The sequence below is a fragment of the Candidatus Hydrogenosomobacter endosymbioticus genome, assembly GCF_021654655.1.
Lineage (GTDB): Bacteria > Pseudomonadota > Alphaproteobacteria > Holosporales > GW7 > Hydrogenosomobacter > Hydrogenosomobacter endosymbioticus.
The window spans coordinates 277,514-291,706 of the sequence record NZ_AP025225.1; the positions used below are offsets into that span (position 1 = coordinate 277,514).

Consider the following 14,193-nt stretch of genomic DNA (forward strand, 5'->3'; position numbering starts at 1 on the left):
ACTACCCCATAACATAGGGCATAAGAGCCAAAAACCGCGCCCTCTTAATAGCCAACGCTAAATCCGCCTGTCTCTTCCTCGCCAGCTGAGACATTCTAGAAGGCATTATTCTACCACTTTCCGTCACAAACCTCTGGAGAAACCTAACATTTTTATAGTCAATATCTTCACTCACAACAACTTCCCTTTTATCAACCGCAGAACCAGAACGCCCTTCTTCCGCCTTTTTATCGCCAAAAGATTGAGTATAAGAATCATCATCATCAGAACCTACAGTCCTCGGAGTCCCAAACGACTCACTAAACAAATCAGCATCATACAACGGGCTAACGCCCTCCGCATCCTTCTCAACCCTAACAACAAGAGACCTAACAACGTCCCTATGAAACTTAAGCCAATAAGACAGCTCAGACAATGCTTCAGAGCTTTCCTCAGGGGCCATAAAGTTAATCAGCACATAGTGCGCCTTGCGTCTCTTAGCCAAACGATACGCCAACGTCCTAAACCCACAATACTCAGCCCTAGAAACGCGAACATTTTTCTCTGCAAGAGAAGAAGCCAGTTTTTTGAAATCACTCTTCATCTGAGACACAGAAACATCAGGCCTCACCAAAACATTAGCCTCATAAAAACGCATAACACCCCCAAAAAATAACCGCTATACCACCACAAAAACCACTAAAATTCTCACACAATACTAACAATTTTGCAATACACAAAACATCTCCTATAAGCGAGATCAACCGACTACCGCTCCTATTAAGAACTCCTATCTATCTTGCTTTTTAAAACATCGGCAAAATCTATTGGCTGAAGATCAAGCGAAGGAAATCCGCTGTCCCTTGTAACCCCAGAAATAACTGCTCGCGCGAACGGAAACAACAATCTTGGGCATTCTATCAACAATATCAGCTCTAAAAACCCATCTTTGACTCCGCTGAGCTTAAAAACTCCGGCATATTTTAGATCCAGAAGGTACACCGTCTCCTCTTTCTCCCTAACCTGGGCCCGCAAACTAAGAACGACCTCATACGAACCATCGTCACGCTCTTCATAACCAACATCAACGCCGATCCCAGTGTCGAACACAGCGCTACCATCCATTCTCGAAAGAAGATGTTTAACAGGGCTTGGATTCTCAAACGACAAATCCTTAATATACTGAAGAGAAATCTCTATCGAAAGTTGCTCGTCCTTCCCGCTCATCTCATCGCTTCCCAATTTCTTACCAGCCACAACGACACTCCATCAAACACGCCATCAGCAATGATATCCCAACCACAAAAAAATTAATAGACAACCCTGCATCATCCGCACACCAAAACCTCAAATACATCACCCGCAACAACATCTTTTTCCTGGAATTTTTACCTCTATCCCGTCCATATCCTCCGTAACTATAACCTGACAAGCCAGCCTCGCCGTCTGCTCACACGACTGAGTGCAAGCTAGCAAATCTTCCTCATCATCGCTCGCAGGCTTTATTTTATGGAAAAATTCTGGTGATATCGTAACCCCGCACATCCCGCACGCCAAAACACCTCCACACGGACCACTTAAACTAACACCACACCTCTCAGCGGCATCCAGCAAAGACTCTCCGACAAACGCATCGACGACAACAACCTCGCCACAGCCATACACAAACTTCACCTTAGGCATAACCGCTATACCAACGAAACCTCGACGAAAGCAATTCTATTTTCTTTGTAAAACAAAAATCAAGCCCCAAATCGACACAACCATCAAAAACTTACAGTCACCCGCAGCAGCCCCCATCTTAACTTGTTGTTTTTTCATAATTATTAATTTTTTCTAAAAAATTTTTACTTCTCGCGAAAAAACTGTTTACACAAGATAATTTTTGGTTAATAATCGAATCAGCGCGATCAAAAAATATTACATGCGCCATAGAGGGGGATATAAACATGAAAAAATTTACAGTTAGAATTTGCTTTGTTCTAGCGTCAGCACTAATAAACCATAATGCTTCTGCAGCGAGATCTGTCGCAGAAATATTGGCTGATATAGATTACATAACAACAATCAAAAATGAAAAGTCAGACACTTCTGCCGTTCTAAAACTTTTTCAAAAAATAGATGAAGAGAAAAATAAACTATACACAGCGGGAACAAAATTAACTAAATTGCTTTGCGAGATTAATTATATTGGCAATGGGGGACTAGACGGAATAGGAATCGGAATCCTCAAAAGTCAGGCTAAAAACGCCATGAAAGATGAAATGGAAAAAAGCATAAATAACGATGTTGATAAGATGCGATCGAACATCGTTCCAACAATAATAGGACATTTAACTTTTCTTGAAAATCTTCGTTACGAACATATCTATTACGATATAAAAAATTCGTGCGCGAACAAAATCCTAGCCGATCTGAAAGCAGAACTAAACGAAGTTATACAAGAAAAAAGCAAAAACGATAAAGACTTGTTGCAAAAAAAACGAAACGCCATCGCAAGTAACAAAAACGTGGAAAATATGCAAGTTGGCGTAGAGAAAAATGCTGAGCAAAAAGCCATCCATGAACAAGCTAATCAAGCGGTTCAGAAACATCCGTTACAATCTGAGAATATCAAAATCAAACCTCTGCAACCCGAGAATAATGCCATTGCTCGGATTGCAAGCAACTCTCACAACGAGCAGCAACTCCTTAGCTTAAACAACAACTTATACAGTGCGGCTAATCAAAAAAACTACAAAAACCACTATACATATCAAAAGTCAGTTTATGGAGAGTATAACCAGCAATATCAGCAGTATAAAAATGAATTCAACTCTTATGGACAGAAAGAGCCTGAGCGCGGATACATCCCAAACAACTATCGAGAGCCTGCCTCAATAAATGGTTATGGACAACAGAACAACAAAATGGTACTACCATATGTGCAGGAGAAGAAGAATATTGCAAAACAAAGCGAGCAAATTAAAAGCGAAAACTATAACATTCGGCATAGATCCAACAGCTGCGCTACTCTTCTGGTGCGCCATCATGAAAAAAGCGCTATGGACCAAAATTCTCCTTTTTCATATAAAAACATTAAAAACGCCGTTGGCAATAAAACAAAAGATAGCATTTGCTCCATAGACGAAGAACAAGAAGAGCTTCCACTTGCAATAGATTCTGAACAACTATACGAAAATGATCACCCTTATTTCAAAGATGAAGAAGCGCAAAAACTCGGCCTTTTCAAGTCAAGGGCCAGCGATCAAAAAAACAACGACTATGATTTGCAAGAAAAACAAGATAAAAATTATCAATCAAAAAAAGCGACTTCAAGCAAAAACGAAAACAATTAAAAATTTGATTATTAGTATCACTAGTAGGCGAGGCATAAAATAGTAAAACATAAAAAATAAAGGAAAGCTAAAGAGAGCGCAAATTTTTCGTCTCAATAATGCTACATACAAACGATAAACCTTAAGTGAGCGGCTTTTATTTTATTCATGCGCGCTCACTTAAACTAACCGTCGAAAGGAGCATCTTAAGGGACTTTATTTGGATAGAAATGCCGCACACACTGCTGTTTTACATCTCTCGGATCATGCGCTTTAGCTCCTATCAGAACACTTTTACATCCGCCGAAGCATCAGAGCGACTATTACAAGCCTCCAAGCCTTTTGCAAAACTCAACATGATAAATAATCAAAAATACGTGCTCAGTTGATCGACACATGTTATTAATTCGAAGAACCGATAGCATTTCTACGAACCCTCTTCTTACCAGATCTACTCGCCGAAGAAGCTGCCGCCCCAGCTGCTCCCCGTTTTCCGGGTCGCTTCACATAAGAAATTTCGCCAAGCTTACCCTCTTCCGGCCCACCGCTGCCATTTGACTTTGCTTTTTTCTCGGCCTTCTTTTTTCCTGCTTCTATTATCTCTTCAGCATCCTCTGGAGAAATATTTGTAACCTCATACCTCGCTCCCACAGAAAAAAAGCTCCCAGAGTATTTGATATATGGTCCAAATCTCCCAATTCCAAGAAACATCGGATCCCCAGTTAACGAATGCTTACCAATCAACACAGGCAAACTTTTCAACCACATCGCCATCGATAGGTCCTTAGGTCTACCTCCAAAAATCCTCGGAATCGAAACGCGCTTGAGGCTATTTTTCCATTCAAAATATGGTCCATAAGGCCCAACTTTAAGCGCGATCTCCTGACCGTCTTCCTCATCTTTTCCCACAACGCCACCGGAAGAAGCCCCCTCAGACTCGCCACCGCCAGCACGCGCTCCCTGCAAAGGCTTAGCATTCGAACACTCAGGATATCCCGTACACGCAAGAAACGGCCCAAACTTACCCATACGCAGCCCCATTTTTGCTCCACACTTTTCGCAAACAAGGGCTTGAGAAGAAACATGCGGCAACATTTCCTGCTCGATATATCCTATAACCTCGGCTATTGGAACCTCCTTAGATGACGAAACCGCCTTCTCAAAATCTGTCCAAAAATCTCGAAGCACTTCTTTCCATTCCTTCCTTCCAGACGACACCTCATCAAGCTGCTCCTCCATCCCAGCAGTAAACCCATAGTCTACATATCTCGCAAAAAAATGCTTCAAAAATATACTAACAGCCTTACCTTTGTCTTCAGGAATAAGTCTTTTTTGGTCGCTGCGGACATAATTTCTGTCATACAATATCTGCAAAATACCGGCATATGTGCTTGGCCGCCCAATCCCGAGCTCCTCAAGATTTTTTATCAAAGACGCCTCGCTATACCTCGGTAGCGGCTGCGTAAAATGCTGAGATGCGCCTATAAAAATCGGACTAGCAAGAGAGCCCTCGCAAATCCCTGCAGGAATTTTCATATCCTCATTCCCGTCTTTATCTGATGAGTCATCAACAGAAACCATATACACACGCAAAAACCCATCAAACACCAGAGTGGACCCGGTAGACCTAAACTCAGCCTCCTCTGTATGCGATAAGATGGAAACGGTCACCTGATCATATAACGCGTCCTCCATCTGAGATGAAACCATTCTCTGCCATATAAGCCGATACAATCGAAACTGATCATTATCCACGAACCCACGAATGCTTTCCGGAGTACGCGATATATCCGTGGGACGTATAGCTTCGTGAGCTTCCTGAGCATTTTTCAGCTTCGACTTGTACAAATGTGCTTTTTTTGGAACATACTTCGGCCCAAAAACATTCTCTATATACCCTCTGCACGCTGCAATAGCTTCTGGGCTCACGTTCACGCTATCTGTTCTCATATAAGTGATAAGTCCCACGGCCTCACCTCCTATATCAACCCCCTCATACAAACGCTGAGCAAGAAACATTGTCCTTGACGGAGAAAACCCTAGTTTTCTTGATACCTCTTGCTGCAGACTAGAGGTAGTGAACGGGGCGCTTGGCCTAGACTTTGTCTGTTTTTTAGAAATAGACGTAATGGAAAATTGGTCTACAAGTAACGCTGCCTTTATTTTTTCTGCAGTCTCTTCATCTCTAATAGAAAATTTTTCTAACTTGTCCCCTTTAAACGCAACAAGGCGCGCTTTTAATGTTGCGTCAGAGTCTTTTTCGCGCTTTACACCAAACTCTCCCTCAATCGACCAGTATTCTTCTGGCTTAAATGAGAGTATTTCATTCTCTCTGTCTGTAACAAGCCTAAGGGCAACGGACTGAACCCTTCCAGCAGACCTACATCCAGGAAGCTTTTTCCAAAGAATTGGAGACAAATTAAAGCCTACCAAATGATCCAAGCTAAGCCTTGCAAGATATGCCTCCACAAGACCATTATCAATTTCTCTCGGAGAATTCATTGCTTCAAGAACTGCTTGCTTAGTGATGGAGTTGAACGAAATCCTACTAACGCCGACGCCATTTCTTATAGCTTTACGCTCCCTTAGAAGCTGCAGCAAATGCCATGAAATCGCCTCTCCTTCCCTGTCCAAATCAGTTGCCAGTATGAGCTCCTCAGCACTTTTCACTAGAGATTCTATCTCTTTAAGAGGCCTCTCAGCCTTCTCTATAATATTCCATGTCAGCAGAAAATCATGCTCTGTATCAACGGCCCCAGGCTTAGAAACAAGATCTCTAACATGCCCATAGCTCGCAACCACTTTATATGACGAACCAAGATACTGAGACAGCGACCGCGCCTTTGCCGGCGACTCGACAACAACCAACTTCATATTTTCCCCTACCGTGCACCTGCATATAATCGCTTTTATGCGACCTACAATCAATACAAAATTTTGCACAAAAACTTATAAAAATTGATTATCTAAAATTTCAAAAAACAACACTCTAAGCAAAAATACACATGAAATAAAATATTTTCAATAAATTAAGATAGTTTTATATTTTTTTGCATATATTTTCACGTTTTTCAATTATTAATTATTAACAAATTTCTTAAAATTATAAAATCAGCAGCAACTACCCTTAATTTTATCAACTCAGGCAGACGCTATTAATTCAGACAATGCTTGTTGTGGGAAAATAAAACATACATATCATAACTTCTTTCCCTGCTGCGATGAAGATATCGTGTTCAGAGTTAATTTTACTGAGTCAGTTGGGGCGTTTGTTACTTCGTAGCCCAAATCTCCCATACTAGACGAATACACCGCATACAACATTGAAAAAATGCATAACTTCACATACATTTTGTTATTATGGCGAATTCAAAATTTTATACTAAAGAACAAAATTATTGCTATTATCTTTTTTCTACCATAGACTAGCCGATGTGTCATAGTAACGATACTAAAAACATGAAAAAATTATATACATTAGCTCTAGCCGCAATGCTTTTTTCTTTCTCATCAAAGTCAAACGCAGTGTTTCTTTCACACGCTTGCAAAAATGATCTAATTGCATTTTGCAACGCTCGCTTTCCTATGGATGAGGAGCATCTATTTTCTGAATATTTAATAGAAAGCTTTTTTGCTGTTACTCCAGAAAATATGGGCGGTCTCCAGACATATGTCAACGCTGTGAACTATGCTATTCAAAATATGGAAGAGCTATTTCAACAAGATAACGAGCAAGATGAAAATCAAGCACAAAATCCTGTTGGAGCAAACGCCCCAGAAGGTGATGCGGAAATTCAGGCTTTTGCTCAGCAGATTCGCCAAATAGTGACCGCTCATCCATTTATGATGGAACCTGATATTGAATAGGAATAGAAAAAAGAAAAAGCGGATGCAGTTAATTAATAAATAATTAATAAACTATAATAACTTTTTTCCCATCAGTAAAACACACTCCATCCCCCGATGTGATGGTAGTGTGTTTTTTTTCCGCTGTTGTAAAAAGTATATCTCCTGCTTCGACAGTTGTCATATACGGGAAATGACCGAACATTATACAAGTAACTCCTTCTGATAAACTTTTAAACGTAACGCTTTTTACAGAGTCAATACTAACATCAGAATTAAAAGATATTATCCTGCACGACAACACACCTGGTTCCAGACCATCTAATCTTTCAGCTGCGGAAGCGTTACTAAAGCTTTCATTATTACCCGATTTTGCACCTATCATCATTTAGTAAGTCCCTTTGCTTTTTCTTCGGCCTCTTCTATAGTCCCAACCATATAAAACGCGGACTCCGGGAGATCGTCGAGCTCGCCACCTAGTATCCTTTTAAAACCATATACACTTTGCTCTAGCGAAACGAAAACCCCCTGGCGACCAGTAAACACCTCTGTAACGTGAAATGGCTGAGACAAAAATTTCTGCAATTTTCTGGCGCGAGACACTATAAGCTTATCTTCTTCAGAAAGCTCATCAACGCCAAGTATCGCTATAATATCTTGCAAATCCTTGTACTGTTGAAGCACGCTCTGAACCTCTCGGGCAACTGAATAGTGCTCCTGCCCAACTATCATTGGGTCTAATATAACAGAAGTAGAGTCGAGAGGATCTACAGCTGGATATATGCCAAGCCCAACCATCTCTCTGCTCAAAACCGTTGTCGCATCAAGGTGAGAAAACGAAGTTGCAGGAGCAGGGTCTGTAAGGTCATCAGCAGGAACATATATTGCTTGTATGCTTGTAATTGACCCGTATATAGTGCTCGTTATTCTCTCCTGCAGCGCTCCCATTTCTGTCGAAAGAGTAGGCTGATAACCAACTGCTGAGGGGATCCTACCAAGAAGCGCCGACACCTCCGACCCAGCTTGCGTAAATCTGAAAATGTTATCTATAAACAAAAGTACATCTTGATTTTCTTTATCTCGAAAATACTCAGCTATAGTAAGTCCAGACATAGCAACGCGCGCCCTAGCGCCTGGAGACTCGTTCATCTGTCCATATATAAGAGCTGCTTTCGACCCGTCACCATCTAGATTTATGACCCCAGAGTGGATCATTTCGTTATATAAATCATTTCCTTCTCTGCTTCGCTCTCCAACACCAACAAACACAGAATAGCCGCCATGCGCTTTGGCTATGTTATTTATGAGCTCTTGTATCAATATAGTCTTTCCAACCCCTGCTCCGCCAAACAATCCAACCTTTCCTCCTTTAAGATATGGAGTTAGAAGATCGATCACCTTTATCCCTGTGACCAAAACTTTTTCCTCGGTCGATTGCTCAACAAATGTCGGAGCAGGCCTGTGTATTTCCCAATAATCTTTTGCTTCAACCGGACCGCGGCCATCAATTGGCTCACCCACAACGTTAATCACTCTGCCAAGAGTTCCTGGCCCCACCGGAATCTTGATCGGCGCCCCAGTGTCTAGAACTTCAAGGCCACGCCTCAACCCATCTGTAGAACTCATTGCTATAGTTCTTACGACGTCCTCGCCAAGATGCTGCGCCACCTCTAGAACAACTTTCGTTCCATCATCCTTTTTGACATATACAGCATTTAAAATTTCTGGAATTTTGTGCATAAACTGAACATCGACTATCGCGCCAATAACCTGCACTATATGTCCAACAGGATCACCTTCAGCAACAAAAGTCTTCGTCTCATCGATTTCACGCGTATTCATCTATACAACCCGCCCTTTCAATAATTTCCATTTAATATCAATAATTTCATACAGAGTCAGCCCCAGAAATTATTTCTATAAGCTCCTTAGTAACCATATTTTGCCTAAGTCTGTTATATTGCAACTCTAGCTTTTGTATAAGGTCATTTGCGTTATCAGTTGCTGTATTCATAGCCATAACTCTTGCACCATTTTCGCTTGCCTCGTGCTCTTTCAGCAATGAAAAAAAACGTGATTCCAAAAATGCCAACAATGCTTTAGACAAAACTCCATCTTCGTCACTGCAAGATATTGCGCCACCGTTCACAATATTCTTAGGCGGCTGCACGTTAAGCTCCATTGGAAGAAGCCGTATAGAAGTTGGTCGCTGACGCAGAACGCTCTTGAACGTACTATACACAACGACCAATTCTTCTATGTTCTTACATTCGAACATGCGTACTCCAGATCTCATAGCACTAATCGCATCACTGAAGCTAAAATAGGAAATATCGCAACCATCAACAATACTTCCGCATACTTTATGCATTTTCTCTCGCCCTTTCCTACCTATGCAAAAAATCTTTACAGATTTATTACTTGACATACTCTCTTTAACAACTCTAGCCGCCATAGCCATCATATTTTCGTTAAAAGAACCACAAAGCCCCTGCTCTGAGCTCAAAATTATAAGAAGCACTTTCCCGCGCTCACTGGGAGCAGCACGAAAAGCCCGAACTTCCATCAAAGACCCTTTTTCAACAAACCAATGCGCAGCAGCTGTATCCAGGACAGATCGCACAATAGACTCTAGTTCTTTGCTACGAGACAAATCAGAAAGCGCTTTTGAAAACTTCGCACTAGCCACAAGTTTCATTGCGGAAGTAATTTTGCGAGTCGTAGTTATGCTGCTCTTTCTTTTTCTTATAGATTTCAAGCTCATGACCTATCCCCAAACGCACAACTATACGAATTTGCTTTTAAACTCTTCCGTGAACACCTTTAACTTTTCAATTAACTGGTCAGACATCTCTTTTTTTTCGTTAACCTCTGCCATAATGTCCGGAGCCTCTTTTTCAATAGCGGATATTATCCCTTCCTCGAAGCGCGACACATCTTTCACATCTATCGAATCAAGATACCCGTTCACAGCTATGAAAATACTAATTACCTGTGAAGCAACAGACAGAGGCGCATACTGCCCCTGCTTCATTACTTCCATAAGTCTAGCTCCACGACGAAGCATGTTTTGCGTAGTAACGTCTAAATCAGAAGAAAACTGTGCAAAAGCACTCATTTCTTTATACTGCGACAGCTCCAGCTTCACTGGACCTGAAACGGATTTCATAGCTTTCGTTTGGGCGGCCGAGCCTATCCTACTCACAGAAATACCTATATTTATTGCTGGACGAATACCTCTGTAAAAAAGATCAGCCTCAAGAAAAATTTGTCCATCGGTAATAGATATGACATTAGTTGGTATATACGCAGAAATATCGCCAGCCTGAGTTTCTACTATTGGAAGCGCCGTCAGCGAACCTCCTCCCTTTGCATCGCTCATCTTTGCCGCACGCTCAAGAAGCCTTGAGTGCAAGTAAAACACATCTCCAGGATATGCTTCTCTCCCTGGAGGCCTGCGCAACAGCAGAGACATCTGCCGGTATGCAACTGCATGTTTAGAGAGATCGTCATACACCACAAGAGCATGCCGCCCACTATCCCTGAAATACTCTCCCAAAGTACACGCGGTATACGGAGAGATAAACTGAAGCGATGCAGATTCAGACGCGGTCGCAGCTATTACAGTAGTATATTGCATAGCGCCAGATTCTTCTAAAATCTTCACCATATGAGCAACCGTAGACCGCTTTTGCCCTATAGCAACGTATATGCAAGCTACATTTGGATTTAAAGAGTCGGAATTAACTTTCTTTTGGTTTATTATCGTATCTATTGCTATTGTCGTTTTTCCGGTTTGCCTGTCTCCTATTATGAGTTCGCGCTGACCGCGCCCTATAGGAAACAGCGCATCTATTTCCTTTATTCCTGTCTGAAGAGGCTCTGAAACAGACTTACGATCCATAACACCTGGAGCAGGCTTTTCAACTGGTTCATGAGACGACGCAACTATAGGCCCTTTCCCGTCTATAGGGTTTCCCAAAGCATCCACAACACGGCCCAAGAACCCATGGCCCACAGGAACAGTCATCACAGAACCTATTCTGCGCACTATATCTCCTTGCCGTATTTTTCTGTCATCTCCAAATATAACGACCCCAACCATGTCGCTTTCCAGGTTAAGAACCATACCCTTCATACCGGAAGAAAACTCAACCATCTCGCCAGATTCAACATTATCCAGTCCCCAAACTCTCGCTATACCATCTCCAACAGTAAGAACAAACCCAACTTCCTCAACTTTCACATCTCTGTCAAAACCTAAAATTTGCTTCCGCAGAAGTTCCGACACCTCTGAAGCCCTAATTTTGTGACGCTGCATAAATAGCCCCTTCTTCTATACGCTTAAACGACGTCGCCAAAGACGCGTCTATCATAAAATTGTCCCACAAAAGTATTCCACCAAGAATAAGAGTGCAATCTACCTCTATTTTCAATTCAACCTCTCTTCCAATTTTCCTCGATATTTGATGCGCTAGAAATTTTTCGTATTTTTTCGGTATAGGAAGAGCGGAAATCATATACGCTTTCACTACCCCGTTTTGTTGATTTTTCATAAAGTCGAACAGTATAAGAATACTCTGAAGCGAGCTTACTCTTTCATTGTTCACAAGCAGCTCGAAGAAATTTTCTGTTTCTTTTGAGCACTCGAACTGTTTTTTGAACTCTTCAAAAAACTCATACTTATACCTATGAGACAAATATTCGCTTGAGACCAGGTTCCACAGCTCATCCGTGGTCTTTGCCCACAAAACAAACTCTCCGATCTCTCTTCTTACGCTATCTCTTACATCTTTCGGCAAAGAAAACAGAACTTTCGCATATCTCGAACACACGCTGTCGAACGCTATAAGTTCTTTAGGCAACTTCAAGAAGGCTCCTTACAAACGAAAAGCGCACACAACACACGCGCCACTCGCCTACACTATGAAAACACTACAAACTTCTCGATACTATACTATACAAGTATTTAAAATCATTCAACGCAATAAATAGCTTCAGCATACGTCTAGATATGCCCCTGCAAGCGTAAGCGAATAAATGAAAAATCTCCGATTCTCATGAACATATCCACCCTCCGCCTACAAGAACATCTTCTACGAAGAAAACACACGCCTGGCCAGCAGCCACTCCTTTTTCACAAGAGTCAAATATAACTTTTGCCCTATAGGAAGACATAGGAACTATGATGGCTCCCATACAATTTCCGCATGATCGAACTTTAACTTCTGCGCGAAAGGTTTCGCATTTATCTTCAAACCAGTTGACACGCTCCAAACGGACCTCTTTACGCATAAGCTCTCGCTCCGTCCCAACAACAATAGTCTTAGAAAAAGAATCTATAGAAACAACATAAAGCGGGACAGAAACACCCCCCACTCCAAGTCCTCGTCTCTGCCCTATAGTATATCTGCTGCCACAAGCAGCCTTACTAAGGAAGCGGCCACAAGAGTCCATAATACTCCATTCTTCAGAACTTCTGTCAACGCTGCGCACGCTATCCATTTTTTCTATAACTTCTCTGAAACATATGTCTGCGCTTGATTTTTTGCTGCAAACAGAAACAAGACCAAGCTCCTTAGCTCGAGCTCTGGTTTGCTCTTTAGTCATTTCTCCAAGCGGAAATAAAGCATGAACTATATGCTCGCGCAGAACATTAAACAAGAAAAAGCTTTGGTCTCGCTTCTTACATAGAGCTCTTTTAATAAGGTGCCTTGGGCCGTCTTTCGTTTTCCTAGCATAATGACCAGTAGCAAAAAAATCTGCATCAAACATTTTCATAACGACATACAAAAAACGAATTTTTATATGCCTGTTGCAAACAGCGCAAGGAAGCGGCGTCTCTCCACTGTTATAGCTTTCATTGAAATAATCTATTACCTTTGCTTTGAATAAATCACAAACATCAACGGAATAATGTGCCACCATCAACGAGCCGCATACACTTCGTATGTCGTCCCTTGCCAATTCACATGAGTTAGACTCCGATAAGAACATAACCATGTTCACAGCTATTGCATCAAATCCATCTTTAACGATAAGAGCCACGCAAAGAGAGCTGTCCACTCCTCCAGACACGCCCACGATAACTTTTCTCTTTCTCAAATACGCACACATTTCAACTTAACGCCGCTCGCACAAAGCCACAACCATTTGGTCGAATACACCCGCGCGCTATCACAAAATCTGCTCATCCAAATCTGCGACAACTATGCTGACTCACTTTTATCCCCAACAACTCTCTCCAGCTCTTCTTGGGAGCATAGCCCCATAAGAACCGGATTATTGGGAGAAAGATTCGCCGAATTCCAATATGTTTCATCTTTAATTGCCTGAACAGTTCTTTTAGTAGTCCCCAAGAGGTCGCAAATTTGCTTTATTTCTACATGAGGAAAATTTTTTAGTATCCAAAGTATAGCCTCTGGCCTCTCCTGACGCTTAACAATCGGTGTATATTTTTTCTTGTTTTTGCGCTCCTTCGCACACAGATCATAACGGTGAAGCTTAAGCCTTGCAGACTGATCCTTAGAACACCTTTCTATCTCTTCTTCCGTAAGTTGTCCGTTTGCTATAGGGTTGAGCTCTTGTATGTACGACCCAATTTCATTGGCAAGCGCCTCAACCTCCACGATATGCAAATCACAAAACTCTGCTATTTGCCTAAAAGTAACGCAAGTGTTATTGATTAACCATAAAGCTGTAGCTTTGCGCATCAAAGGCCTATCCATAAAATCCTCGTAGTAATAAACTGGTCTATCCCCAACGGGAATCGAACCCGTGTTTTCGCCTTGAAAGGGCGATGTCCTAGACCGCTAGACGATGGGGACGCTGAGCCAATTCTGCATCAAACAGATAAAAAAAACAAGGCTTGCGAATCATACCAGAACACAGTGTAATTTGGGTTTCTTACAGCTCACTTCTTAGGCTATTTTACTCGATTGTCCCACCAAATTTTATGTCAAATAGGCTCAAACCTTTTGTAAATTTGGGAGTAAAGTGATATGCTTTCATAAGGTTGTTTCGCAGATGTGTTGTTGCACTCATAAATAAG

The 14,193-nt window shown here is 41.7% G+C and carries 13 protein-coding genes and 1 tRNA gene; 2 read left to right on the forward strand and 12 right to left on the reverse strand.

The features are described 5' to 3' along the window. Nucleotide 1 precedes the first annotated feature (1 nt). From rpsR to HYD_RS01315, 3 genes are all read right to left on the reverse strand, one after another. Complete coding sequence (gene rpsR, locus HYD_RS03820) at nt 2-637, reverse strand: 30S ribosomal protein S18 (RefSeq protein WP_236865559.1); 636 nt, start codon at nt 635-637, stop codon at nt 2-4. A gap of 122 nt (nt 638-759) precedes the next feature. Then, on the reverse strand, nt 760-1,236 hold the full coding sequence (gene secB, locus HYD_RS01310; protein WP_236865561.1) for a protein-export chaperone SecB: 477 nt from the start codon (nt 1,234-1,236) through the stop codon (nt 760-762). A gap of 99 nt (nt 1,237-1,335) precedes the next feature. After that, a complete protein-coding gene (locus HYD_RS01315; protein ID WP_236865563.1) occupies nt 1,336-1,662 on the reverse strand; it encodes a 2Fe-2S iron-sulfur cluster-binding family protein in 327 nt (108 codons plus the stop codon). A 266-nt stretch (nt 1,663-1,928) separates the two neighbouring features. Between HYD_RS01315 and HYD_RS01320 the strand changes: the two genes are divergently transcribed. After that, nucleotides 1,929-3,317: a hypothetical protein gene (locus tag HYD_RS01320; RefSeq protein WP_236865565.1), complete on the forward strand. Its 1,389-nt coding sequence runs from the start codon at nt 1,929-1,931 to the stop codon at nt 3,315-3,317. A gap of 381 nt (nt 3,318-3,698) precedes the next feature. Here the strand turns inward: HYD_RS01320 and topA are convergent, their stop codons facing one another. Then, the gene (gene topA, locus HYD_RS01325; protein WP_236865568.1) at nt 3,699-6,170 is read right to left on the reverse strand and encodes a type I DNA topoisomerase; all 2,472 of its coding nucleotides are present in this window, start codon (nt 6,168-6,170) and stop codon (nt 3,699-3,701) included. A 585-nt stretch (nt 6,171-6,755) separates the two neighbouring features. Here topA and HYD_RS01330 point away from each other — a divergent pair. Next, nucleotides 6,756-7,163 carry a hypothetical protein gene (locus HYD_RS01330; protein ID WP_236865569.1) on the forward strand — a complete coding sequence of 136 codons (408 nt, stop codon included), beginning with the start codon at nt 6,756-6,758 and terminating at the stop codon, nt 7,161-7,163. A gap of 43 nt (nt 7,164-7,206) precedes the next feature. Here HYD_RS01330 and HYD_RS01335 read toward each other — a convergent pair whose 3' ends face one another. The 8 genes from HYD_RS01335 to HYD_RS01370 form a co-directional block, all read right to left on the reverse strand. Next, the gene (locus HYD_RS01335) at nt 7,207-7,530 is read right to left on the reverse strand and encodes an ATP synthase subunit epsilon domain-containing protein (RefSeq protein WP_236865572.1); all 324 of its coding nucleotides are present in this window, start codon (nt 7,528-7,530) and stop codon (nt 7,207-7,209) included. Further along, nucleotides 7,527-8,984, reverse strand: coding sequence for a F0F1 ATP synthase subunit beta (gene atpD / locus HYD_RS01340; RefSeq protein WP_236865581.1), 1,458 nt, complete (start codon nt 8,982-8,984; stop codon nt 7,527-7,529). The genes HYD_RS01335 and atpD overlap by 4 nt, the downstream gene beginning before the upstream one ends. 46 nt (nt 8,985-9,030) lie before the next feature. Then, the gene (gene atpG / locus HYD_RS01345; protein WP_236865583.1) at nt 9,031-9,906 is read right to left on the reverse strand and encodes an ATP synthase F1 subunit gamma; all 876 of its coding nucleotides are present in this window, start codon (nt 9,904-9,906) and stop codon (nt 9,031-9,033) included. A gap of 21 nt (nt 9,907-9,927) precedes the next feature. Further along, a complete protein-coding gene (atpA, locus tag HYD_RS01350) occupies nt 9,928-11,463 on the reverse strand; it encodes a F0F1 ATP synthase subunit alpha (protein ID WP_236865585.1) in 1,536 nt (511 codons plus the stop codon). Further along, a complete protein-coding gene (atpH, locus tag HYD_RS01355) occupies nt 11,444-12,013 on the reverse strand; it encodes an ATP synthase F1 subunit delta (protein WP_236865588.1) in 570 nt (189 codons plus the stop codon). Before atpH ends, atpA begins: the two co-directional genes overlap by 20 nt. A gap of 187 nt (nt 12,014-12,200) precedes the next feature. Further along, complete coding sequence (mnmA, locus tag HYD_RS01360; protein WP_236865589.1) at nt 12,201-13,259, reverse strand: tRNA 2-thiouridine(34) synthase MnmA; 1,059 nt, start codon at nt 13,257-13,259, stop codon at nt 12,201-12,203. A 92-nt stretch (nt 13,260-13,351) separates the two neighbouring features. Further along, on the reverse strand, nt 13,352-13,870 hold the full coding sequence (locus HYD_RS01365) for a cell cycle transcriptional regulator TrcR (protein WP_236865591.1): 519 nt from the start codon (nt 13,868-13,870) through the stop codon (nt 13,352-13,354). Nucleotides 13,871-13,896: 26 nt separating this feature from the next. Next, nucleotides 13,897-13,969: transfer RNA gene (locus tag HYD_RS01370), tRNA-Glu, on the reverse strand. Between the last annotated feature and the right edge of the window lie 224 nt (nt 13,970-14,193).